At 69.2% G+C, this 23,762-nt stretch carries 15 protein-coding genes; 8 read left to right on the top strand and 7 right to left on the bottom strand.

Features of this window, described 5'->3' with window-relative positions:
- Window positions 1-19: 19 nt before the first annotated feature.
- The 3 genes from glgX to JC881_RS01060 are packed head-to-tail and all read left to right on the top strand — an operon-like array spanning window position 20 to window position 9,157.
- Window positions 20-2,182 carry a glycogen debranching protein GlgX gene (gene glgX / locus JC881_RS01070; protein ID WP_198783868.1) on the top strand — a complete coding sequence of 721 codons (2,163 nt, stop codon included), beginning with the start codon at window positions 20-22 and terminating at the stop codon, window positions 2,180-2,182.
- Complete coding sequence (gene treZ, locus JC881_RS01065) at window positions 2,179-4,017, top strand: malto-oligosyltrehalose trehalohydrolase (RefSeq protein ID WP_198783867.1); 1,839 nt, start codon at window positions 2,179-2,181, stop codon at window positions 4,015-4,017. Before glgX ends, treZ begins: the two co-directional genes overlap by 4 nt.
- Window positions 4,007-9,157: a malto-oligosyltrehalose synthase gene (locus tag JC881_RS01060; protein WP_198783866.1), complete on the top strand. Its 5,151-nt coding sequence runs from the start codon at window positions 4,007-4,009 to the stop codon at window positions 9,155-9,157. The genes treZ and JC881_RS01060 overlap by 11 nt, the downstream gene beginning before the upstream one ends.
- On the opposite strand, the gene ctaD is transcribed toward JC881_RS01060, so the two are convergent.
- Genes ctaD through JC881_RS01045 form a run of 3 tightly spaced genes read right to left on the bottom strand, consistent with a single transcriptional unit; the run spans window position 9,158 to window position 12,965 of the window.
- Entirely contained in the window at window positions 9,158-11,656 is a 2,499-nt protein-coding gene (gene ctaD / locus JC881_RS01055) for a cytochrome c oxidase subunit I (protein WP_198783865.1), read from the bottom strand.
- The gene (locus tag JC881_RS01050; RefSeq protein WP_198783864.1) at window positions 11,653-12,588 is read right to left on the bottom strand and encodes a cytochrome c oxidase subunit II; all 936 of its coding nucleotides are present in this window, start codon (window positions 12,586-12,588) and stop codon (window positions 11,653-11,655) included. Before JC881_RS01050 ends, ctaD begins: the two co-directional genes overlap by 4 nt.
- On the bottom strand, window positions 12,585-12,965 hold the full coding sequence (locus JC881_RS01045; RefSeq protein ID WP_198783863.1) for a c-type cytochrome: 381 nt from the start codon (window positions 12,963-12,965) through the stop codon (window positions 12,585-12,587). Before JC881_RS01045 ends, JC881_RS01050 begins: the two co-directional genes overlap by 4 nt.
- A gap of 75 nt (window positions 12,966-13,040) precedes the next feature.
- Between JC881_RS01045 and JC881_RS01040 the strand changes: the two genes are divergently transcribed.
- The 3 genes from JC881_RS01040 (at window position 13,041) to JC881_RS01030 (ending at window position 14,979) form a co-directional block, all read left to right on the top strand.
- Window positions 13,041-13,913, top strand: a complete 873-nt coding sequence (locus tag JC881_RS01040) for a c-type cytochrome (protein ID WP_198783862.1) — start codon at window positions 13,041-13,043, stop codon at window positions 13,911-13,913.
- Between the two features lie 120 nt (window positions 13,914-14,033).
- Window positions 14,034-14,342: a proteophosphoglycan ppg4 gene (locus tag JC881_RS01035; RefSeq protein ID WP_198783861.1), complete on the top strand. Its 309-nt coding sequence runs from the start codon at window positions 14,034-14,036 to the stop codon at window positions 14,340-14,342.
- A gap of 4 nt (window positions 14,343-14,346) precedes the next feature.
- Window positions 14,347-14,979 (top strand): L,D-transpeptidase, encoded by a 633-nt coding sequence (locus JC881_RS01030; RefSeq protein WP_198783860.1) that lies wholly within the window; start codon window positions 14,347-14,349, stop codon window positions 14,977-14,979.
- On the opposite strand, the gene JC881_RS01025 is transcribed toward JC881_RS01030, so the two are convergent.
- A complete protein-coding gene (locus JC881_RS01025) occupies window positions 14,963-16,174 on the bottom strand; it encodes a zinc-dependent alcohol dehydrogenase (RefSeq protein ID WP_198783859.1) in 1,212 nt (403 codons plus the stop codon). The two genes, JC881_RS01030 and JC881_RS01025, sit on opposite strands and share 17 nt — an antisense overlap.
- A gap of 171 nt (window positions 16,175-16,345) precedes the next feature.
- On the opposite strand from JC881_RS01025, the gene JC881_RS01020 reads away from it, so the two are divergent.
- Together JC881_RS01020 and JC881_RS01015 are read left to right on the top strand one after the other, a co-directional pair.
- The gene (locus tag JC881_RS01020) at window positions 16,346-16,720 is read left to right on the top strand and encodes a response regulator (protein ID WP_198783858.1); all 375 of its coding nucleotides are present in this window, start codon (window positions 16,346-16,348) and stop codon (window positions 16,718-16,720) included.
- A complete protein-coding gene (locus JC881_RS01015; protein WP_198783857.1) occupies window positions 16,717-17,664 on the top strand; it encodes a YihY/virulence factor BrkB family protein in 948 nt (315 codons plus the stop codon). The genes JC881_RS01020 and JC881_RS01015 overlap by 4 nt, the downstream gene beginning before the upstream one ends.
- 28 nt (window positions 17,665-17,692) lie before the next feature.
- Here the strand turns inward: JC881_RS01015 and JC881_RS01010 are convergent, their stop codons facing one another.
- The 3 genes from JC881_RS01010 to JC881_RS01000 all read right to left on the bottom strand — a co-directional run bounded on the left by JC881_RS01010 (window position 17,693) and on the right by JC881_RS01000 (window position 23,629).
- The gene (locus tag JC881_RS01010; protein ID WP_198783856.1) at window positions 17,693-19,645 is read right to left on the bottom strand and encodes a PAS domain-containing hybrid sensor histidine kinase/response regulator; all 1,953 of its coding nucleotides are present in this window, start codon (window positions 19,643-19,645) and stop codon (window positions 17,693-17,695) included.
- 191 nt (window positions 19,646-19,836) lie between these two features.
- Complete coding sequence (locus tag JC881_RS01005) at window positions 19,837-22,578, bottom strand: DUF6351 family protein (protein WP_198783855.1); 2,742 nt, start codon at window positions 22,576-22,578, stop codon at window positions 19,837-19,839.
- A 46-nt stretch (window positions 22,579-22,624) separates the two neighbouring features.
- The gene (locus JC881_RS01000) at window positions 22,625-23,629 is read right to left on the bottom strand and encodes a tripartite tricarboxylate transporter substrate binding protein (RefSeq protein ID WP_198783854.1); all 1,005 of its coding nucleotides are present in this window, start codon (window positions 23,627-23,629) and stop codon (window positions 22,625-22,627) included.
- Window positions 23,630-23,762: the final 133 nt, after the last annotated feature.

The following is a 23,762-nucleotide window of genomic DNA, read 5'->3' as shown; positions in this document are numbered from 1 at the left end:
TGAAACACCGGCGCGCCGAATGACACGAAAAACCAATCCAACGATCACGGCCGTCTGGCCCGGCCGCCCTTATCCGCGCGGCGCCACCTGGGACGGGGCGGGCGTGAACTTCGCGCTGTTCTCCCAGCACTCCACCAAAGTGGAGCTGTGCCTCTTCGACGAGCGCGGCCGCCAGGAGCTGCAGCGCATTCCGATGCGCGAGCGCACCGATGGCGTGTGGCACTGCTACCTGCCCGAAGCGCGCCCGGGCCAGGCCTACGGCTACCGCGTGCACGGCCCCTACAAGCCGGAAGAGGGCCATCGCTTCAACCCGCACAAGCTCCTGCTCGATCCCTACGCGAAAGACCTGGTGGGAGATCTTCGCTGGGGCGACGCGCTCTACGGTTACACCGTCGGCAGCAAGCGCGAAGACCTCTCGTTCGACCGCCGTGACAGCGCGCCGCTCATGCCCAAGGGCCGCGTGCTGGAGACCGCCTTCACCTGGGGCGACGACCGCCGTCCCTCGGTACCGTGGCAGGACATGGTGATCTACGAGATGCACGTGCGCGGCTTCACCATGACGCACCCCGACGTGCCGCCCGAGCTGCGCGGCACCTATGCGGCGCTGGGCTGCGCGCCGGTGGTCGATTACCTCAAGCGCCTGGGCGTGACCACCGTCGAGCTGCTGCCTGTGCACAGTTTCCTCAACGACCGGCACCTGGCCGAGAAGGGCCTGCAGAACTACTGGGGCTACAACACCTTCGGCTACTTCGCCCCCGAAATGCGCTACAGCGCCTCGGGCAAGGTGAAGGAGTTCAAGACCATGGTCAAGACACTGCATTCCGCGGGCATCGAGGTGATCCTGGACGTGGTCTACAACCACACCTGCGAGGGCAACCAGCTCGGGCCGACGCTCTCGATGCGCGGGGTGGACAACGCCTCGTACTACATCGTCAACGCGGACAACCGCCGTTACTACGACGACTTCACCGGCTGCGGCAACACCGTGAACCTGGAGCATCCGCACGCGCTGCAGCTGGTGATGGATTCGCTGCGCTACTGGGCCGAGGAGATGCACGTCGATGGCTTCCGCTTCGACCTGGCCTCGGCGCTCGCGCGCGAATCGGGCAAGGTGGAAAACCTGGGCGGCTTCTTCGATGCGATCCGGCAGGACCCCACGCTCAACCGCGTGAAGCTCATCGCCGAGCCCTGGGACCTGGGCCACGGCGGCTACCAGGTGGGCAATTTCCCGCTCGGCTGGGCCGAGTGGAACGACCAGTACCGCGACGGCCTGCGCGGTTTCTGGAAGGGCGACGGCGGGCTCATCGGCGAGGTGGCCAAGCGCGTCACCGGCTCCGAGGACCTGTACGGCTGGTCGGGCAAGCGGCCCAGCGCCAGCATCAACTTCATCACCGCGCACGACGGCTTCACGCTGCACGACCTGGTCTCCTACAACGACAAGCACAACGAGGCCAACGGCGAGGACAACCGCGACGGCAACAGCCACAACGTGTCGTGGAACTGCGGCGTCGAGGGGCCGACCGACGACCCCGAGGTGGTCACGCTGCGCGAGCGCCAGAAGCGCAACCTGCTGGCCACGCTCTTGCTCTCGCAGGGCGTGCCGATGCTGCTGGCGGGCGACGAGCGCGGCCACACGCAGCAGGGCAACAACAACGTCTACTGCCAGGACAACGCGCTCGGCTGGCTCGACTGGACGCCCACGCCCGAGCGCCTGGCGCTCGCGACCTTCGTGGAGCGCGTGATCGCGCTGCGCCGCGCGCACCCGTCGTTCCGCCGCCGCACCTTCTTCGCGGGCAAGCCGGCTGAAGGCGAGACGGTCACCGACGTGTACTGGCTCAAGCCCGACGGCGCCGAGATGCAGCCGGAGGACTGGAACGACAGCAACGCCCGCTGCATCGCGATGTACATCCCCGGCGGCGGCATCGCCGACCGCGGGCCGCGCGGCGAGGTGCAGCACGACGACGACTTCCTGGTGCTGATGAACGCCCACCACGACGAGATCGCCTTCACGCTGCCGCCGATGCCGCACGGCGCCTGGCGACTGCTGGTGGACACCGCGAGCAATTCGCCACCACCGACCACCGAGGACGCCGCATCGCTCGCGCCGGCATGGGGCGAGGCGGCCTATCCGCTGCAGTGCCGCTCGCTCGTGGTGATGAGCCGGCCGGACGTGCGGCCATGAGCGCGCGGGTCCACCGCATGCCGTTCGGCGCCACGGTGCAGGCTGAGGGCGTGGCGTTCGCGCTCTGGGCGCCTTCGGCTGAAACCATCGTGCTCGAACACCAATCCGCGTCCCTTCCGATGACGCGCGAAGGCGGCTGGCATCGCCTGACGGTGCCCGATGCGAAGCCCGGCGACAGCTACAGCTACCGGCTCGCGGACGGCACGCGCGTGCCCGACCCGGCCTCGCGCTTCAACCCCGAAGACGTGCACGGCCCGAGCGTGGTGACCGACCCGGCGCGCTTCGCGTGGACCGACGACGCCTGGCGCGGCCGGCCGTGGGAAGAGGCGGTGATCTACGAACTGCACATCGGCACCTTCACCGAGGAGGGCAGCTTCAATGCCGCGCGCGAGCGGTTGGCCGCGCTCGCCGAGCTCGGCATCACCGCCATCGAGCTCATGCCGCTCGCGGACTTTCCGGGCCGCCGCAACTGGGGCTACGACGGCGTGCTGCAGTTCGCGCCCGATGCGTCGTACGGCACGCCCGACGAGCTGAAGGCGCTGGTGAACACCGCCCATTCGCTCGGGCTCATGGTGCTGGTGGACGTGGTCTACAACCACTTCGGCCCGGAGGGCAACTACCTGCACGCCTACTGCCCCGAGTTCTTCAACGCGGGGCACAAGACGCCGTGGGGTTCCGCGATCAACTTCGACGGACCGGGCGCGCGCACGGTGCGCGATTTCTTCATCCACAACGCGCTCTACTGGATCGAGGAGTTCCGCTTCGACGGCCTGCGCATGGACGCGATCCACGCCATCCACGACGAGACGCAACCGCACATCGTGCGCGAGATCCGCGAGGCGATCGACGCGGGCCCCGCGCGCGAGCGCCACGTGCACCTGGTGCTGGAGAACGACACCAACCAGTCGTCGATGCTGATGCGCGACGGCCGCGGCCTGCCCGTGGCCGGCACCGCGCAATGGAACGACGACCTGCATCACGCGGTGCACGTGCTGGCCACCGGCGAGCGCGACGGCTACTACGCCGACTATGCCGACGACCCGGTGTGCCGCTTCGCGCTGGCGCTGGCCGAAGGCTTCATCTACCAGGGGCAGCCCTCGGCATTCCGCCAGGGCGAGCGGCGCGGCGAGCCGAGCACGCGGCTGCCGCCGCAGGCCTTCGTGTCGTTCCTGCAGACGCACGACCAGGTGGGCAACCGCGCGTTCGGCGAGCGCATCCACGCGCTGGGCGATCCGGTGCTGGTGCGCGCAGCCATGGCGTGCCTCTTGCTGTCGCCGCATGTGCCGATGCTGTTCATGGGCGACGAGTTCGCGGCCTCCACGCCGTTCCAGTATTTCTGCGACTTCGGGCCCGACCTCGCGGCCGCGGTGTCCGAAGGGCGGCGCTCGGAGTTCGGCGGGTTCGCGGCCTTCAAGGACGAAGCGGCCCGCGCGCGCATTCCGGACCCGAATGCGGAATCGACTTTTCTCGCATCGAAGCTGCGCTGGCGCGAGCGCGGCACGCGTGCGCATTTCTCTCGGCTCAGCGAGGTGCAGCACCTGCTGGGCCTGCGCCATCGCTACATCGTTCCGCGGCTCGCCGGCATGACAGGCGCGGGCATCTACCGCTGCGAGAACGACACGCTCCGGGTGCAATGGGACCTGGAGCCCGAGGCCGAGGGCGCGCCGCCGATGCGGCTGCACATGCTGGCCCATTTCGGCGCACAGCCGGCGCAGGGCATCGAGCCGCCGCCCGGCGAGGTGATCCACAGCGAGGGCGTGCAGGCGCACGACGACGCGCAGCAACTGGCGCGCGGCGCGGTGCACGTGACACTGGAGGCCGTGCATGGTGAATGAGCCAAGACACGTCACTGGCGACCTGAGACAGCTTTGTGAACACCACGGCATCGCGACCGGTTACTTCGACGCTTTCGGCGTGCGGCAGGAGGCCTCCGCGCAGAGCCTGATCGCGCTGCTGGCCGAGTTCGGCGTGCGCCTGGACAGCGTGGCGGAAGCGGGCCATGCGCTCGACGCGGCACGCCGCGCGCAACGCGCCGAGGCGCTGCCGCCGGCGCTGGTGGTGCAGGCCGGGAGCGCCGCATGGTCGGTGCCCTTGCGGTTGCCCCTGTCGATGCGGCGCGTGCGCTGGCAACTCGGCGATGAGCAAGGGCGCGATCGGGAAGGCGAGATCGACGTCGATGCACTGTCCGAAACCGGCCGCGCAGAAAACGATGGCGCCGCACTGAGCGAGCGCAGCTTGCGGATGCCGCTGACACTCGAAGCGGGCTACCACCGGCTGCGCGTCGAAGGCCTGCGCGGCGAAACGCTCGTGCTCGCCACGCCCGGGCGTTGCTACCGCCCGCCCGCAGTGCGCGACGGTGGGCGCGTCTGGGGCACCGCGGTGCAGCTGTACAGCCTGCGCTCGCCGCGCAACTGGGGCATCGGCGACTTCAGCGACCTGGAAGAACTGGCCGTGCAGATGGCCGCGCAGGGCGCCGACCTCATCGGCCTCAACCCGCTGCACGCGCTGTTCGCGAGCACGCCGCTGCACACGAGCCCTTACAGCCCGTCGTCGCGCCAGCAGCTCAACGTGCTCTACATCGACGTGGAGGCGGTGGAAGGTTTCGCGGAGTGCACGCCGGCCGTCGAGCGGGTGCGTTCGCCCGACTTCCAGGCGCGGCTCGCGGCCTTGCGCGCGACGCCGCTGGTGGACTACACCGGCGTTGCCGCGGCCAAGTTCGAAGTGCTGGAGATGCTGTTCGATGATTTCCGCGCACGGCATCTGCCGCCGGAGTCGGCGCCCGACGACACGGGGCGCGAGTTCCAGGCCTTCGTCGCGGAGCGCGGCGAGGCGCTGCGCCAGCACGCGCTGTTCGAAACGCTGCAGGCCCACTTTCTCGCCACCGAGGGCGGCGCATGGGACTGGCATGCCTGGCCCGATGCCTACCGCGACCCCGATTCGGCCGAGGTGACGGCCTTCGCGATCGCCAACGCCGAGCGCGTGCAGTACCACCAGTTCCTGCAATGGCTGGCCAGTCGCCAGTTGGCACGCGCCGCTGCGCGCTGCGATGCACTCGGCATGGGCGTCGGCCTTTACGTGGACCTGGCCGTGTCGGTCGAACGCGCGGGCTCCGACGTGTGGGGCGCGCAGCAGGTCTTTGCAGAGGGCGCCAGCGTCGGCGCGCCGCCCGACGAATTCAACCCCGCCGGCCAGCGCTGGGGCCTGCCGCCGCTGCGGCCGGACCGCTTGCGCGCGGACGGCTATCGCTTCTTCACCGAGACGCTGCGCGCCGGCATGCGCGGCGCGGGCGCATTGCGCATCGACCATGTGATGGGCCTCATGCGCCTGTTCTGGATTCCGCCGGACCGCGATGCGACCGAAGGCGCCTACGTCTATTACCCGCTCGACGAGATGCTCGCCATCGTGGCGATCGAAAGCCACCGGCACCGTTGCATGGTGGTGGGCGAAGACCTCGGCACGGTCGAGGACGCGGTGCGCGATGCGCTCGCGAAGGCCGACGTGCTGTCGTACCGCCTGCTGTATTTCGAGAAGCAGCGGGACGGCGGTTTCAAGCCGCCCGAGACCTATCCGCCTGCCGCGCTGGTGGCGATCAGCACGCACGACCTCGCGACCTTCGCGGGCTGGTGGACCGCCAACGACCTGCGCGAGCGATTGGCGCTCGACCTGTTTCCCGACCCGGCCATCTTCGACAAGCAGCTCGCGGACCGGATGCAGGAGCGCATCGCGCTGATGCAGGCCTTGCAGCAGGCCGGCCTGGTGTCGCGCGAAGAAGTGGGAGAGGCCGCGGGCCTGGCGCTGCCATCCGCCCGCATCGCCGAAGCGGCGCATGCCTTCCTGGCCGCTGCGCCCTCGGCGCTGATGATGGTGCAGCTCGAGGACGTGGCCGGCGTGGTGGCGCAGGCCAACATGCCGGGCACGGTCGAGCAGCACCCCAACTGGCGCCGCAAGCTGCCCGAGGCGACAACGGCATTGGCCGGCAGCGAGCGCATGCGCGGCATCGGCGAGGCCTTGCGCGCTGCGCGGCCACGCCCGATGGCAAGCGCCGAAGGCAGCGCGCCGGCCGGCCTGCAGACCCGTGTGCCGCGCGCCACCTACCGGCTGCAGTTCCACAAGGACTTCGGCTTCGACGACGCGATCCGCGTGCTGCCGTACCTCGCCAAGCTCGGCGTGAGCCACGTGTACTGCTCGCCGATCCAGCGCGCCCGCGCGGGCAGCATGCACGGCTACGACGTGGTCGCGCACGCCGAGGTCAACCCCGAGCTCGGCGGCGAGGAGGGCTTTGCGCGCTTCGTCGCGGCGCTGAAGGCCCACGGCCTCGGCCAACTGCTGGACATGGTGCCCAACCACATGGGCGTGTTCGGCGCCGACAACGCCTGGTGGATGGACGTGCTGGAGAACGGCCCCGCCTCGCGCTATGCGCAGCATTTCGACATCGATTGGCAGCCGCTGAACGTCGAGCTCACCGGCAAGGTGCTGCTGCCGATCCTCGGCGTGCACTACGGCGAGGCGCTGGACAACGGCGAGCTGGTGCTGCGCTTCGAAGATGCCACCGGCAGCTTCGCCATCGGCTACTACGACCACCGCTTTCCGCTCGCGCCCGAGAGCTATCCGGCGGTGCTCGGGCGCGCGCTCTCGCGGCTTGGCGATGGCACCGCGGCGGCGCGGCTCGCGAGCCTTTCCACCGCGTTCGGGCACCTGCCGCCGCGCGGCACGAGCGATCCGGAGGCGCAGGCCGAACGCGTGCGCGACAAGGAACTGCTCAAGGCCCGGCTCGCGCGCCTGGCGCGGCAGCACCCCTCGGTCGCGCAGGCGCTCTTGGCCTCGGTGGCCGAGCTGAACCTCGCCCAGCCCGACGCCCGCGACGCGCTGCACCGGCTCATCGAGCCGCAGGCCTACCGGCTCGCGCATTGGCGGGTGGCGGCGGACGAAATCAACTACCGCCGCTTCTTCGACATCAACGACCTCGCGGCCGTGCGCATGGAGCGCGACGAGGTGTTCGAGGCAACGCAATCTTTCGCGCTCGACCTTGCGGCTTCGGGCCTGGTGGACGGCCTGCGCATCGACCACCCCGACGGGCTCTACGACCCGGCGGCGTACTTCCGCCAGCTCCAGGAAGGCTACGCGCGCCGCGCGGGCCTCGTGCTGCCCACGCACGAGGCCGACGGCCGGCCCGCGCGGCCGCTGTACGTGGTCGCCGAGAAGATCGCCGGCGCCCACGAGGAAGTGCCCGACAGCTGGCATGTGCACGGCACCACCGGCTACCGCTTCGCGAACGTGGCCAACGGCGTGCTGGTCGACACCACGGCAGAGGCCGCCGTGGTGCACGCGTGGCAGCGCTTCACGGGCGAGATGGACGACTTCGCTTCGATCTGCCGCGCGGGCCGGCGCGAGGTGATGCGCAATGCGCTCTCATCGGAACTGAACGTGCTCTCCAGCGAGCTGCTGCGCATCGCCCGGGCCGACCGCAGCACGCGCGACTACACGCTCAATGCGCTGCGGCGCGCGCTGGCCGAGGTCGCCGCGTGCATGCCGGTCTACCGCACGTACATCGTCGAAGGGCCCTCGGCGCAGGACGCACGCTTCATCGACGAGGCCGTGAACGAAGCCGCGCGGCAGAGCGGCGACGCCGACCGATCGATCTTCGATTTCGTGCGCAGCGCGCTGCGCGGCGAGGCCGTCGTGTCGGCGCCGCCGGCGCTGGGCGAACGGGTGCGCCGCTTCGCGCTGCGCTTCCAGCAGTTCAGTGCGCCGGTGGCGGCCAAGGGCGTGGAAGACACGGCGTTCTACCGCTACTTTCCGCTGAGCGCGCTCAACGAGGTGGGCGGCGAGCCGGATCTCTTCGGCATCGAGGTGGAGCAATTCCATGCGCTGAGCGCCGACCGCGCGCTGCGCTGGCCGCACACGATGCTGGCCACTTCGACGCACGACAACAAGCGCTCGGAAGATGTGCGCAACCGCATCGACGTGCTCTCCGAAATGCCCAACGAGTGGATGCTGGCGCTGACGCGCTGGCATGGCCTGTGCCGCGGCGCGCGCAAGAAGCTCGCGGGGGGCGAGGCGCCGTCGCGCGCCGACGAATACCTGCTGTACCAGACGCTGCTGGGCACCTTGCCGCTGGGCGGGCTCGATGCCGAAACGGCGCCCGGTTACGCCGACCGAATCTGGCAATACATGCAGAAGGCCGCGCGCGAATCCAAGCTGCGCACGCGCTGGACCCAGCCCGATGCCGACTACGAAGCGGCGCTGGAGAACTTCGTGCGCGAACTCCTGGCACCCACCGCGGATGCGGAGGAGGGCGCGTGCCTGCCGGGCATCCAGCGGCTGGCCGACCGGCTCGCGTGGTTCGGCGCATGGAACAGCCTCACGCTCACGCTGCTGAAATACGGCTCGCCGGGCGTGCCCGATCTTTACCAGGGCAGCGAGCTCATCGAGCTGAGCCTGGTCGATCCGGACAACCGGCGGCCGGTGGACTACGCGCTGCGGCAGCAACGGCTCGATGCGCTGCACGCGATGGCCGACGAAGGCGGTCTTGCCGCGCGCGTGGGAGCGATGGCCCGGGCGCCGCACGATGGGCAGGCGAAGCTCTGGTTCATCTGGCGGTTGCTGTCGCTGCGGCGCGCGCAGCCGTTGCTGTTCCGCGAGGGCAGCTACGAGCCGTTGACGGTCGAAGGGCCGCTGGCGAAGCATGTCGTGGCGTTCGCGCGCCGACATGAAGGCCAGGTGCTGGTGATCCTCGCGGGGCGGTTGTTCGTCGGGCTCTCGGACGACGGTGCGGATGAAGACGCCACGCCGGCGCTGCCGGATGCGGCGAAATGGAACGGCACGACGGTGCGCCTGCCTTCAGGGCTCGGTGCCAGCGCGCTCGGCAACCTGCTGACCGGCGAAACCTTTGCTGCCGAAGCCGGTGCGCTGCGCCTGACCGACGCCTTCCGCCACCTGCCATGGGCGGCGCTGGTCATCGGCACTTCGTCGTGATCAACCAAGCACCGCCGGCACCAGCTGCACCGTGAGCGCGCCGATGAGGCCCTGCGCGGTGACGCAGTGCCACATCAGCGCGGTGTTGTCGAGCGTCGCGCGCGCCGCGGTCTGCAGCTTGCCGGTCAACGAGCGCGCGAGCACATAGCCGCCCATGAGCATCAGCACCGCGACGTGGAAGGCCTGGTAGCCGAGCAGCATGCCCACGGTCGCGCTCCACGCCTGGTCGCGCGGATCGAGGCCCGCCTTCCAGTGACCCGTGAGCTCGAACCCGAGCGCGCACGCGGCGCAAAGCAGGGCGAAGGCCGTCAGCAGCCGCACGGCGCCCTGGCCACCCTGTTTCAGCATGCGAACCGCCACCGCCATGCCGGCGGAGCCGAGCAGCAGCAACAGCATCGACGCGAGCGGCCAGCGCAACGGCGGCAGCGCCGCGCCGGGTGGCGGGCACACCTCGGCGGCCATCGACAGGTGGATGTGCGCGAACAGGAAGGACACGAAGATCGTCATGTCCACCGCGATCAGCACGATCACCGCCCACCACGAATGCGAGGCCCGTCCCGTAGCGCCCACGGGCAGCCGTACGCCGTGGCCCACGTCGGCGATCGCGGTCGGCGGCGGCTGGTCGGAACCCCAGAGCCAGCGCAGGATGGCGACGATCGCGAGCAGCCCGAAGGCGAAGGCGAGCACCGCCTGCGATGCGGTCAGCAGCAGGAAGAATCCGGCCGTGCCCACGGCCGCCACCAGCGGCCACCAACCATCGGTCGGCAGCCGCAGCAGATGCATCGGCCGCGCGTCGCGCATGCTGGTGACCAGCGTCTCGCGGCCGCCGAACACGGTGCCCGGCAGCCAGTGCCGGCCGGCCTCGACCTGCTGCGGCAGATCGGGCTCGCGCCACAGCGGATAGAGCGAATCCACCTCGGGAATGCTGCGCACGCCGTAGTCGCGCGGCGGCAGCCATTCGAGCGTGCCCGCGCCCCAGGGGTTGCCGTGGTCCTGCTCGGGCCGTCGCAGCGTGCGCACCGCGTCGATGAAGAACAGCAGCACGCCCGCCGCGAGCACGAAGGCGCCCACGGTCGAAGCCATGTTGAGCCCGTTCCAGCCGAGATCGCCCGGGTAGGTGTAGATGCGGCGCGGCATGCCCATGAGGCCCGCGATGTGCATGGGAAAGAACGCGAGGTTGAAGCCGCCGAACATCAGCCCGAACACCCAGCGGCCCCAGCGCTCCGAGAGGCGGTGGCCGTTGAACACCGGCGCCCAGTAGTAGAAGCCCGCGAACACCGGGAACACCATGCCGCCGATCAGCACGTAGTGCAGATGGGCCACGATGAAGTAGCTGTCGTGCGCCTGCCAGTCGAAGGGCAGCACCGCCACCATCACGCCGGTGAGCCCACCCAGCACGAAGATGAAATGAAAGCCCAGCAGAAAGAGCGTGGGCGCATCGAAGGTGACGCGGCCGCGCCAGAAGGTGGCGATCCACGCGAACACCTGCATGCCGCTCGGAATCGCCACCATGAAGCTGGCCGCCGACACCACCACCATCGAGACGTTGCCCAGGCCCGTGGTGAACATGTGGTGCGCCCACAGCAGGAAGCTCACCACGCCCACGCCGATGAGCGCCATCACCACCGCGCGGTGGCCCACCAGCGGCGTGCGCGCGAGCGTGGCCACCATCACCGACACCATGCCGGCCGCGGGCAGGAAGATGATGTAGACCTCCGGGTGTCCGAAGAACCAGAACAGGTGCTGCCAGAGCACCGGGTCGCCGCCGCGCGCGGGAATGAAGAAGGGCCAGTCGAAGGCGCGCTCCAGCTCCAGCAGCGTGGTCGCCGCGATCACCGCCGGGAACGCGAACACGATCATCAACGCGCTCACCAGCATGGCCCATGCGAACACCGGCATGCGCATGAGCGTCATGCCCGGCGCGCGCGTGAAGAGGATGCCGATGATCAGCTCGATGGCGCCCGCGATGGCCGAGATCTCGATGAAGCCGATGCCCAGCAGCCACCAGTCCGCGCCGCGGCCGGGCGAATACTCCTTGCTCGTGAGCGGCGGGTACATGAACCAGCCGCCGTCGGGCGATTCGCCGAAGAAGATCGTGCAGAAGAACGCGAGGCCGCCGATTGCGTAGGCCCAGAACGCATAAGCCGAGAGCCGCGGAAACGGCAGGTCGCGCGCGCCCAGCATGCCCGGCAGCAGGTAGACCGCGATGGCCTCGACGATGGGCACCGCGAAGAGAAACATCATCACGGTGCCGTGCATCGTGAAGAGCTGGTTGTACGTCTGCGCGCCGATGAGGTCGTTGCCCGGCACGGCCAGCTGCGCACGCATCACCAGCGCGAGGATGCCCGCGAGCACGAAGAAGACCATCGCCGTCACGATGTAGAAGACGCCGATGTGCGTGTTGTTGACCGCGGAGAAGAGGCGCCAGCCGCGCGGCGCGCGCCACGCGCGCTCGAGCGCTTCGCGTTCGCCTTCGGGGCGGTCGGTGGGTTGGGTCATTTCAGTTGGCCGAGCCATTCGGCGATGGATTGCAGCGTCGCCGCGTCGATGCGTTCGCCCGACGAGGGCATGCGCGCGCCGGGCTTGAGCTGCTGCGTGTGGGCGACCCACGCGGCGAGGTTCTGCGCGTCGTTGGGCACCGTGCCCGCGCCGAGATAAAGCCGGCTGCCCACGTGCGTGAGGTCGGGGCCGAGGCGGCTTTCCTCGCTCACGCCGCGCACCGTGTGGCAGGCGTTGCAGCGGTTCGCAAGGAAGGCCGCGCGGCCGCGTTCGATGCCGGGTGACGAAGGTGGCCCGGCGGGCTTGGCCTGCGCCGCGAGCCACGCATCGAACCCGGCCGGCGCCTCGGCCACCACATGCAGCGCCATGCGCGCATGCTGCTCGCCGCAGTATTCGGCGCATTGCCCGCGGTACGTGCCGGGCCGGTCGGCCTGCAGCAGCAGGTGCTGCACGCGGCCGGGCAGCATGTCCATCTTGCCTCCGAGCGCGGGCACCCAGAAGCTGTGGATCACGTCCGCGCTGCCCAGGCCGAAGTACACGGGCCGCCCGACGGGAATGCGGATCTCGTTGGCGGTCGCGATCTCCGCGCCCGTGGCCGGATCGCGGTAGCGCACCTCCCACCACCACATGTGCGCGGTGATGCCGACGATGAGCGCGTCTTTCGGCGGCACGGCGCGCCACGTCGGCCGGTGCCACTCGCTGTACGCGAACAGCGCGGCCAGCACCACCACCGGAAAGACGACGCCGCCGCCGATCACCCAGAGCCGCGCGTTCAACGTACCGGCGTGCCTGCGCGCCGCGAACGCGAGCAGCGCCATCACGCCGAGAAAGATCACTGCCGCACCCGCGACCAGGAGGCCGGTGACGCCCAGCAGCGTGTCGGCGACCGGCCCCGCGGCCTGCAGTGCGGATTGCGAAGGCGCGTTGCTCATTCGAGCGCGAGCAGGTAGGCGGCCATGTCGCGCGCGTCGGCGGCGGACACGCCCATGGCCGGCATCACGGTGCCGGGCACCAGCGAGGCGGGCGCCACGATCCAGTTCGCCAGTGTGTCCGGGCGGTTCGGCACGCGGCCGGCGATGTAGCTGCGCCGCCCGAAGGCGGTGAGCGGCGGGCCGGCCGCGCCCTGTGCGATCGGCACATCGGGAATCGCGTGGCAGCTGCCGCACTGGTAATGCGCGAGCAGGCGCTGGCCGGCGATGCGTTGGGCCGAGGGCGCATTGCCGTAGGGCAGGTCGCGCTCGCCGAGTTCGCAGCCGCCCGCCAACGCGGCAAGCAAGAGGGTGGCGAGCGTGGCGGAAGGAACGGCCATGCGCGCATTCTGCGAGCGCGGACGGGGCTTCCGCCGACACGGCGAGCCCTGCCGCGCGTCGGACAATGCCGCCAAATGGGGACGCCCAAGACCATCCTTCTCACCGTCGCCGCGCTCGGCCTGGCCGCGGCGGCCGGTGGGGCATGGATGGTGTGGGGCGGCCTCTACAACGTCTCCGCGACCGCGCAGCACACGCAGCCGGTGTACTCGCTGCTGGAGACGGCGATGCGGCAATCGGTGCGCCTGCGGGCGCGCGGCATCGAGCCGCCGCCGCTCGGCGACGAAGCGCTTGTGCTGCGCGGCGCCGCGTGCTTTCGCGACAAGTGCGTGCAGTGCCACGGCGCGCCGGGCGTGGCGCAGGGCGACATCGGCAAGAGCATGCAGCCGCTGCGCGGCCCGCTGGTCGATGCGCGCCAGCGCTGGAACGCGCGCGAGCTCTACTGGGTCACGAAGAACGGCATCAAGATGAGCGGCATGCCCGCCTGGGAGTACCGCCTGTCCGACGAAGACCTGTGGGCGCTGGTCGCGTTTCTCGAACGGCTGCCCGACATGACGCCGCAGCAGTACGCGAAGGCGAGCGCGCCAATGGCGCCGTCGGGGCAGGGCGCACCGATTGGGTGGACCGGGCCTGCGTGCGGACCCGGGCCGCGCGCAGCCGGCGAGGTGCAGGACAGCGTGCGGCGCGGCCAGCGCGCCCTCGCGCAGTACGCCTGCAACGCGTGCCACACCATTCCCGGCACGACGGGTTCGTTTCCGAACGTCGGCCCGCCGCTGGCCGGCATGGCCAGGCGCGCCATGATCGGCGGCAGGCTCGCCAACACGCCCGACAACATGGTGCGCTGGCTGCGCCACACGCGCGAGGTCGATCCGCTCACCGCGATGCCCGAGATGGGCGTGACCGAGCAGGACGCGCGGGACATCGCGGCCTATCTGCAAACGCTGGATTGAGGACAGCCGCAGTTGCTGTCTCCTACAGCCGGCCGCGCCGTCTACCGACCTTTTGCAGTCCGCGACCTCCTAGCTTGATGAGCGTCGGGCGTCCGCCCGGCTCAACCCAAGGAGACCAGCATGACCCGTACTTCCAGCTTCATTGCAGCCCTCGCACTCGGCGCCGCCGGCGTCGCTTTTGCCCAGGGCAATCCGCCCACCACCGCACCCGCGAATCCCGCCACCGCCGCGGGCCAGCAGAACCCGTCGGGCGGCCCGATGGGCACCACCGGCACCACGCCGCAGAACAACAGTTCGTCGGGTTCCGTGTCCTCGGGCACGACCTCTTCGGGCTCGACCATGTCGCAAGGATCGCAAGGCAACATGAACAGCGGCTCCACGATGCCCAGCGACCAGCCGATGCGCCAGGCCCGCGCCGACCGCAATTGAGCGCATGAGCTTGCCTTCACCCAGGACGGGCATCGCGGGCCGCGGGCTCGCCGTGCTCGCTGCCTGCACCCTTGCCGCGGCCTGCACCGCAGCCGCGGCCACCGAACCCGATGCGCTGCGGTTCGCGAAGGCGGCCGTTGCCGCGGCCGACAACCAGGGCCAGGCGTTCGCCGTGATCGACAAGAAGAAGGCACGCGTCTTCGTCTTCGATGCGCAAGGCCGGCTGCGCGGCGATTCGCCCGTGCTGCTGGGTCTGGCGCACGGCGACGATTCCGTGCCGGGCATCGGCGAACGCAAGATGGCCGACATCCGGCCCGACGAGCGCACCACCCCCGCGGGCCGCTTCAGGAGCGAGCCGGGCCGCAACCTCCAGGGCGAGGACATCGTGTGGGTCGACTACGACGCCGCGGTTTCCATGCACCGCGTGCGCGCGACCAACAAGGCCGAGCGCCGGCTGGAGCGCCTGGCCACGCCCAGCGTGGCCGACAACCGCATCTCGTACGGCTGCATCAACGTGCCGGCCGGCTTCTACGACACGCACATCCGCCCCGTGCTCGGCGAGCGCAAGGGCGTGGTCTACGTGCTGCCGGAAAGCACGCCCTTGCAGGCGCGCTTCGGGTTCATGGGACCGGGGTAGCGGCGGTAGCAACGGTCGGCTGCGCCGGGCCGGAGGGCGTGAGCACGACCTTGCGGCATTCCTCCTCGGCCTTCTCGAAGATCTCGTAGCCGCGCGCCGCGTCTTCCAGCGCCATGTGGTGCGTGATGATCACCTCGGGCTTGAGCTGCCCGGCCTGGATGTGTTCGAGCAGCTTGGGCATGTGCTGCTGCGCGTGCGTCTGGCCCATCTTGAAGGTCAGGCCCTTCTCGAAGGCGTCGCCGAACATGAAGCCGTGAATGAAGCCGGCGTACACGCCCGGCACGCTCACCACCCCGCCGCGGCGCGTGGCCGCGATGGCCTGGCGCAGCGCCTTGCCGCTGGAGCCTTCGAGCTTCAGGTCGGTGAGCACCGTCTCGACCGCGCTGCCCTTGGCCTCGAAGCCCACCGCGTCGATCGACGCATCGACGCCGCGGAAATCGGTGCGCTCGATGATCGCGCCGGCCGGGTCGTCGATGTCCCTGAAGTTGATCGGGTCGACGCCGTAGGTGGCCTGCGCGAACGCGAGCCGGTAGGGATGCTCGTCGACCATGAAGATGCGCTCGGCGCCCAGCAGCCGCGCCGAGGCGGCCGCCATAAGGCCGACCGGCCCCGCGCCGAAGATGGCCACGCTGGAGCCCGGCCCGACGTCGCCGTTCACCACCGCCTGGTAGCCGGTGGGCAGGATGTCCGAGAGGAACAGCACCTGTTCGTCGGCCAGCCCGGGCGGTATCAGGAGCGGGCCGGTGTTGGCCTTGGGCACGCGCACGAATTCGGCCTGGCCGCCGGGGTAGCCGCCATAGAGATGCGAGTAGCCGAAGAGGCCCGCGCCCGAGCGCAGGTTCTTCTTGTTGAGGATGGCGCCGCGCCCCGGGTTGGTGGTTTCGCAGGCGGCGAAGAGGGCCTTGGCGCAGAAGAAGCACTGGCCGCAGGCGATGGTGAAGGGCACCACCACGCGGTCGCCTTTCTTCAGCTGCGTGACGCCCTTGCCGGTCTCCTCGACGATGCCCATGAACTCGTGGCCGAGGATGTCGCCCGACTCCATGTCGGGGATCTTGCCGCGGTAGATGTGCAGGTCGGAGCCGCAGATGGCGGTGGCGGTCACGCGCAGGACGATGTCGTCGTCCTGCTGGATGACGGGGTCGGGCACCGTCTGCACGCTGACGTTTTTCGATGACTGATAGGTGAGGGCTTTCATGCGGATTCCTTCGCTTGAGAGGTGGAGATGAGCGCACGATTTGCCTCGCGCCGCGATGCACGCGCGGGCACTGCGCCCATCCGCGGGTCGGACAATTTCCCGTTGCGGCCAACATGCTGACGCGCTGTCTGCCTACACCTGTGCGCAGGCGAAAGAGAGAGCTTCCTTCGCATGACGCGCGCCGTGTTTATCGTGGAAGACGAACCGACGATCCAGGACAGCCTGAGGGTCGTGCTGGAGGGTTATCTGCGGGCCGAAATCGTCGGCACCGCGACCTCGGAGGCGGAGGCCGTGGCGTGGCTGCAGGCGAACCGCGACGGCTGGCACTTGCTGGTGGTGGACCTCCTGCTCAAGCAGGGCAGCGGCCTGGGCGTGCTCGGCGCGCTGGCGGCGCTGGGCCCCAAGTGCGGGCTGGTGGTGGCGCTGACGAACGCGGCTTCCGCGGACAACCGCGCGCAGTGCCTGACCCTGGGCGCCGACGCCGTCTTCGACAAGGCCGCGGAGATCAACGAGTTCCTGGCGTTCTGCGCGGAAGGGGTGCCATGACAAGAGCCGCCGGCCTTCTTCGCCTCTGCAAGGACGCGGCCATGGCCTGGGTGGACGACTTCGCGCCGAGCATGGGCGCGGCCATCTCGTACTACACGGCCTTTTCGCTCGCGCCGCTGCTGGTGATCGTCATCGCCGTGGCGGGCGCGCTCTTTGGCGCCGAAGCCGTGCAGGGCCAGATCGCCGCGCAGCTGTCGGGCCTGATCGGGCGCGACGGCGCGCTGGTGGTGCAGGGGCTGGTCAAGGCCGCGAGCGAGCCGTCGCGCGGACTGATCGCGGGCGGCATCAGCGTGGTGGTGCTGGTGGTGGGCGCGACGACGGTGTTCGCGGAATTGCAGAGCGCGCTGGACCGCATCTGGCACGTGCCCGAGCGCGAAAAGCCCAGCGGCGTGTGGGGCATCCTGCGCGCGCGGCTGCTGTCGTTCGGGCTGATCCTCGGGCTGGCCTTCTTGATGATGGTGTCGCTGGTCGTGAGCGCGGGGCTGGCGGCGGTGGGCAGCTGGAGCACGGGCCTCTTTCCCGGTTGGGAGCTGCTGCTGCAGGGCCTGAACGCGGTCGTCTCGCTGGGCATTCTCACGCTGCTGTTCGCGATGATCTTCAAGTTCATGCCGAGCGCGCCGATCGCCTGGCCCGACGTGTGGATCGGCGCGGCGGTGACGGCCGTGCTGTTCGAGGTGGGCAAGGTGCTGATCGGGCTCTACCTGGGCAAGAGCGGCGTGAACGAATCGTTCGCCGCGGCCGGATCGCTCGTGGTGCTGCTGGCCTGGGTGTACTACGCGGCGCAGATCTTCCTGCTCGGCGCGGAGTTCACGAAGGTCTATGCGAATGCCCACGGGTCGGTGGCGGCCGCCAAGGCGCAGGCGGCCACCGAGGTTGCGGCCGAGCAGGCCAGGGCGGGCACTGCGAGCACTGCCGTGAAGCAGCGCGCGGCCTCCGGCGCTTGAACCGGCGCTTGAACCGGCGCCGGAGCGCTCAGGGCTTGCCCAGCAGGCGCTCGAGCAGGCCCTCGAGATGATGCGCATCGATCGGCTTGGTCAGGTGCGCATAGAAGCCGGCCGCAAGGCTCGCCTCCCGGTCCGAGGCCTGGCCGAAGCCGGTGATGGCCAGCAGCTTGGGCGGATGGGCGACTTCGCGGTGCACGCGCCGGGCCACCTCGACACCGCTGAAGCCCGGCAGGCCGATGTCCAGCAGCACGATGTCGGGCTGCTCGACCTTGATCGCATCGAGCGCCGAAGGGCCGTCGAACGCGGTGCGGGTCGCGTAGCCCAGGCTCTCCACGAGCAGGCACATCGTCTCGGCCGCATCGCGGTTGTCGTCGACCACGAGCACCACCTTGCCGGTGTCGGCGCCGTCGTTTCTTTTTTTCTCCAGCGGCGCCGCGACGCGCGGCAGCTGGATGATGAATTCCGTGCCTTCGCCCGGAATGCCCTTGCTGAAGGCGCTGACGTCGCCGCCGTGCAGCGTCACCAACTGCTCCACCAGCGTGAGCCCGAGGCCCAGTCCGCCGTGCGGCCGAGAAATTTCCTGCTCGCCCTGCGCGAACAGCATGAAGACGCGCGGCAGCGACGCGGGCGCGATGCCCGGGCCGTTGTCGCTGACGCTGATTTCCGCGTTGGCGCCGCTCTTGCGCAGCCGCACCTCGATGCGGCCGCCGTCCGGCGTGAACTTGACGGCGTTGTTCAGCAGGTTGCACACCACCTGGATCATGCGGGCGCGGTCTCCGGCGATCCATGCATCGGTGGCGGTGCTCTGCACGACCAGCGCGTGGTGCTTCGCGTCGGCGGAGGGCTTGACCATTTCCACCGCCTCGTCGATCACCTCGGCCAGCTGCACCGGCTTGGATTCGAGGTGGATCTTGCCGCTCGTGATGCGCCCGACGTCCAGCAGGTCGTCCACCAGCCGCGTGATCTGCTTGAGCTGGCGCGCGATGATGTTGTTCATGCGCGCGAGCGTCTTGGCGTCCACGCCGTTCCCCCCATTCCCCAGGCGCTCCATGATCGCCACCGCATTGGAGATCGGCGTGAGCGGGTTGCGCAGCTCGTGCCCGAGCATGGCCAGGAAGGTCGTGATGCGGCGGCCCTCGTCTTCCAGCGTGCTGATGCGCCGGCGCTCCGTGAGGTCGCGCGTGACCTTGGCGAATCCGCGGTGGCGGCCCGTCTCGTCGAAGAGCGCGGTGATGATCACGCTGGCCCAGAAGCGGCTGCCGTCCTTGCGCACGCGCCAGCCTTCGTCCTCGAAGCGGCCGACGTCGCGCGCGACTTTGAGCTCCGTATCGGGAAAGCCCGTGGCGGACACCTCGGGCGGATAGAACACCGAGAAGTGCTTGCCGATGATCTCGTGCGCCTCGTAGCCCTTGTTGGCCCTGGCGCCCTTGTTCCAGCTGACGACGTAGCCGCTCGGGTCGAGCATGAAGATCGCATAGTCCTTCACGCCGTCCACCATGAGCCGGAAGCGCTCCTCGCTCGCGCGCAGCAGGTCGTCCTGCTGCTGGCGTTCCGACAGGTCGCGGGTGATCTTGGAGAAGCCGCGCAGCGTGCCGTCCGGGCTCGTGAGGCGGGTGAGGACGATGCTGGCCCAGAAGCGCGTGCCGTCCTTGCGCAGGCGCCAGCCTTCTTCCTTGTACTGTCCGGTTTTCGTGGCGACTTCGACCTCGTGCCGCGGCCAGTTCTTCTCCAGCAGCTCGGGGGGATAGAAGATGGAGAAATGGCGCCCGATGACCTCGTGGGGTTCGTAGCCCTTGAGTTGCCTGGCCCCCGCATTCCAGCTGAGCACGATGCCGTCGGGGTCGAGAAAGAAGATCGCGTAGTCGGTGATGGAGTCGATCATCAGCCGATAGTCGGCATCGGCGATCAATCCGAGGTTCAGGGGGGCGCTGGGATCTGGGGCCGGTTCGTTGTTCTCGACTGGTTTGCTGCCATCGGCCATTTTTTCTCGGATCTCGTTGGGGAAAGCCAGAGCGGCATGCAGCCACTGTCGAGCGAGACGTTATTGCTTTTTGTTGCGCGCCGGTGTCGGACAACGCCGCAGGCAGCGAGGCGCGCTTGCCCGTCTTTCGATTCCGGCGAGGCAGCGGGGGCCAAGGGCTTTCGCGCCTCGGCCCCCACCGCACGCACAGCCTATCGGCTCAACGGATGCCCGACCTTCATCTGGTTCACGCCAGTGACCTGGATCCACGTGCCCGCCAGCGGCTGCTCTTCAAGTCCGGGCTTGGTGTAGTCGCACACGCCGCTCGCGAACACGGTGCGCAGCTTCGCGAGATCCGCATCGCGCGCGCCGCCGGTCCAGCCAGGATTGCGCGCGGCGTAGCCGGCGTAGTCCGCGGCATCGACCGGGCGGAACTGGCATTGCATCGTGCGCGACTGCAGCGGCTCGCCGGCCTCGAAGCGCGGGAACGACGAGGCGGGGAACATCGCGTTGCAGCGCGACGGCGCCGAGCCCGTGCCCACGGTGCCGGCCGGCGACTTGCCGCCGTTGCCGTTGACGAACACCGAGTTGAAGCCGCCGAAGACCTGCGGCTCGGCGATGAAGTCGTCCGCCGCGCCGGCCGTCGTCGCGCCGAAGCAGCCATCGACCAGCGTCGCCGGCTTGGTCTTGACGACCTTCACCGCGAGCGGCTCGGCCGACTTGTCGTTGGCCAGCGTGGTGAGCCACTGGTCCATCGCGAAGAAGGCCTTCTGCATCGCGCCGATCGTGCGCCCGGTCTTGGCCGGCCGCGGCGCCTGGACGGGCGTCGCGTGGTTGGCGTTCGGATCGGGGTTGAACGCGGCGACGTTGGCCATGCCGTTCCACATGACGTGGTTGTCGAACTTGCCGGTCGCCGCCGCGATGCGCGCGCGCAGGATGTAGTGGAAGAACTTCAGGTGCATGTCGCCCGCGCCGGTGAACTCGTTGTTCAGGCCGTCCAGGTCGAGGATCGCGGTGGTCGCCAGGCCCGCGCCGCCGTACGCGATCATGCCGGTCTGGTAGGCCGCCTTCAGCGCGATGGGGTCGGGCTGCATGCGCGCGGTGCCCAGGTTGCCGTCGGGGTCCTGGCCGCCGATGTTCTCGTTCAGGTGAATGAACTGCGCCATCGTGATCTGCCCGGTGTTCAGCGCGTTCAGGCCGAACTGCACGCCGGCATTGCCCGAGAACGAGCGCGCAAAGCCGGTGGCCGGATCGATGCCGAGCACGTTCCGGTTGTGGTCCGTGACGTTCGGTCGCAGCCCCGTGGGGTTGGCCGCCAGGAGGCTCACCGGCGGTGCGGGCAGCACGCCCATCGGTGCGCTCACGACCACGTTGGCCGGGCTGTACTTCTCGCTCGCGCCGATGATCGCGTTGAACACCGAGCTGTTGCCGCTGCCGGCCATCACGTTGTCGCGATCGCCCTGGTTGGCGGGGCGCAGCACCGAATCGGTTCGCGCGGCCCAGAAGCTCGCCTGCTGGCGCATGCTGTGGTAGGTCGAGTAGCCCGAGGCCGCGGCGATTTCCGCGTTGGTCCACATCGGCAGCGTCGCATCGGCGGCGCGCTTGGCCGCGGTGGCGTTGTCGTAGGTCGGGTCGTAGGCGGTGTTGGGCACCGGCACGTAGGTGCCGTTCTGCGTGGTGCCGTTCTTCGTGTGGTTGAGCTGGTAGTTGTAGAACAGGCGCCCCTCCATGCTCTGCGGGCCCGCGTTGTCCGGGAAGCCGTTGAGCATCACGATGCCGTCCAGCAGGCCCGGGTAGGTGTCGGCGATCATGCTCTGCTGCATCGCCGAGCCGGAGCTGCCCCAGCCCATCGTGTAGAGCACCGGGCCGTTGGCCTTGATGAAGCGCTCCTTGACCATCATCATGGTTTCGGCCGAGATGATGTGGTTGCAGTTCTGCCCGAAGTAGTTGAGCGTGGAGTTCGCAACCGCGAAGCCCTTGCTCAGCGGCAGGTCGTTGAGCGCATTGAAGTCGCCCGCTGCGCCGTTCGCCGAATTGGTGGAGCCGCCCACCGGACCGAGCGATCGGCCCTGCACATACCAGCCGCCCCCGCAGCTCTGGCCGAAGGGATAGACCAGGCGGCCGTTGAAGCCGCTCGGCGGATTCGTCGCGGTGGGATTCGGGTTGTTGGCCGGGTCGCCCAGCACCGCGATCTGGTAGATGCCGCGGTTGATGACGCCCGTCTCCAGCCGCACGATGTAAGGCACCTTCTTGCCATCGAGCAACGTCGTCTGCTCGACCGTGGCCGGCGGGCTCGCCGGGTCGTACTTCTGCCAGACCGCGGTGCCTGCCTTGGTGGCGTCGTGGTAGACCCAGTCGATGCGGGTGGGCGCGGCGCAGTTCGCGTCGGTGTTCGCGCCGGTCGTGAGCGTGGGGCCGCCCGGATAGATGTTGAAGGTGTCGGTCTGGCAGTGGAAGCTGCCTTCCTGCGGCGCATAGAGGATCGGCCCCTGGATCGGGTAGGCGGTGAGCTTCAGGCTGCCGCGCAGCTTGGAGGCGTCGGCGGCGTCGCGCACTTCGATCGTGTTCTCGCCTTGCGCGAGGCCGGTCAGAAGGCCGAGCGATGCGTTGCCGTTGGGCGCCTTCTTGAACTGGTCGGTCACGTCCTTGTCGTTGAGCACGACCTTCACGCCGGCCACGGCGCTGCCGTCGCTGGAGCTCAGCTGGATCAGCGTGTCGTTGCCGCTGGTCATCTTCTCGGGCGAGGAGAGGCTCTGCACCGTCACGGCCGGCTTGTCGCCAGGGGTATTGCCGCCGTTGCCTCCGTTCCCGCCATTGCCGCCAGGCCAACCGGCCCAGCCGCCGCCACCACCACCGCTGCCGCCGCAGCCGGCCAGCGCCAATGCGACCGTGCCGAGCAGCAGCCCCGATGCACGCAGCGGTCGCTGCTTGATTTCTGTGTCTGTCTTTCTCATCTTCTTGTCTCCAGTGTTGTTGTTCAAAAAAGCGATCTCATTGCTTTCACTTCGCAGCCAGGCCGAGCCTTTCGATCAGCTGCTTGTCCTTGGCGTAGGTCTCGCGCGCCCACTTCGCGTAGTCGTCGCCGCTGCGGTACCAGGCGTCCTGGTTCAACTGGTCGAGCAGCTCGATGTGCTTGGGGTCTTCCATCGCCTTGCGGAAGGCGTCGTGCAGGGCCTTGGCCACGGCCGGGTCCATGCCCTTGGGGGCGGCGAGGCCGTAGGGAGAGGTCGAGACCACGCCGTAGCCCAGCTCCTGTGCGGTGGGCACGCTGGGCCAGCGCTTGGTGCGCTTCTCGCCGAAGGTGACCAGGAGGCGCATCTGGCCGCCGTCGACGTACTTGTCCCAGCCGCTCGCGTCGCTCTGCGCCATCACGTGCCCGCCCAGCAGCGCCTGCTGCAGGTCGGCGTTGCCCTTGAAGGGGATGTGGTTCAGCGTGACCTTGGCATTGGCGGCCAGCTCCTCCATCAGCAGGTGCGGCGAGGTGCCCACGCCGGTGGAGCCGTAGTCGATCTTGCCGGGGTCTTTGCGCGCGGCTTCGATGTATTCCTTGAAGCTCTTGAAGGGCGAATCGGCGCGCACCGTGAGGCCGAAGGTGTAGCCCGAGACGCCGAGCAGAAAGGTGAAGTCCTTCAGCGGGTCCCACTGCACCTTCTGCATGTGCGGCACGCGCAGCATGCCCATCGGGTACTGGGAGATCGTGTAGCCATCGGGCTTGGCGGTGAGCGCCATGGTGCCGGGGCCGGTGGTGCCGCCGCCGCCGGGCTTGTTCTCGACGATGACCGGCTGCCCGAGGTTCTTGCCGGCCAGTTCGGCGAGCGCGCGCATGTGCCGGTCGGTCGAGCCGCCGGCGGGCCAGGGGCAGATCAGCGTGATCGGCCGGCTCGGAAAACTCTGCGCGCGTGCCGGCAAGGCGGCGAGCGTCGCGGCGCCGGCCGCGGCGATGAGCACCGTTCGCCGCGAGGCAGCCGCACTGGCGGGCGTGAAAGGGGAAGGGCCGAGGGTCATGGAAGGATTTGTCCTTGGAAGCGGTTTCGGTTCGACGCAAGGACTGTTCTTTCATATTCCGTTCTGCGGAATATGATTTCCAATCCCGTCAAAGTCTAGAAGCGCACTCCAATGCTGTAAACAGCCTTAAGGG

The sequence above is a fragment of the Variovorax sp. IB41 genome, assembly GCF_016405905.1.
In the GTDB taxonomy this organism is placed as follows: Bacteria; Pseudomonadota; Gammaproteobacteria; order Burkholderiales; family Burkholderiaceae_C; genus Variovorax.
The sequence above is the reverse complement of the archived record's forward strand: the minus strand, read 5'-3'. Positions and strand labels throughout refer to the sequence as shown.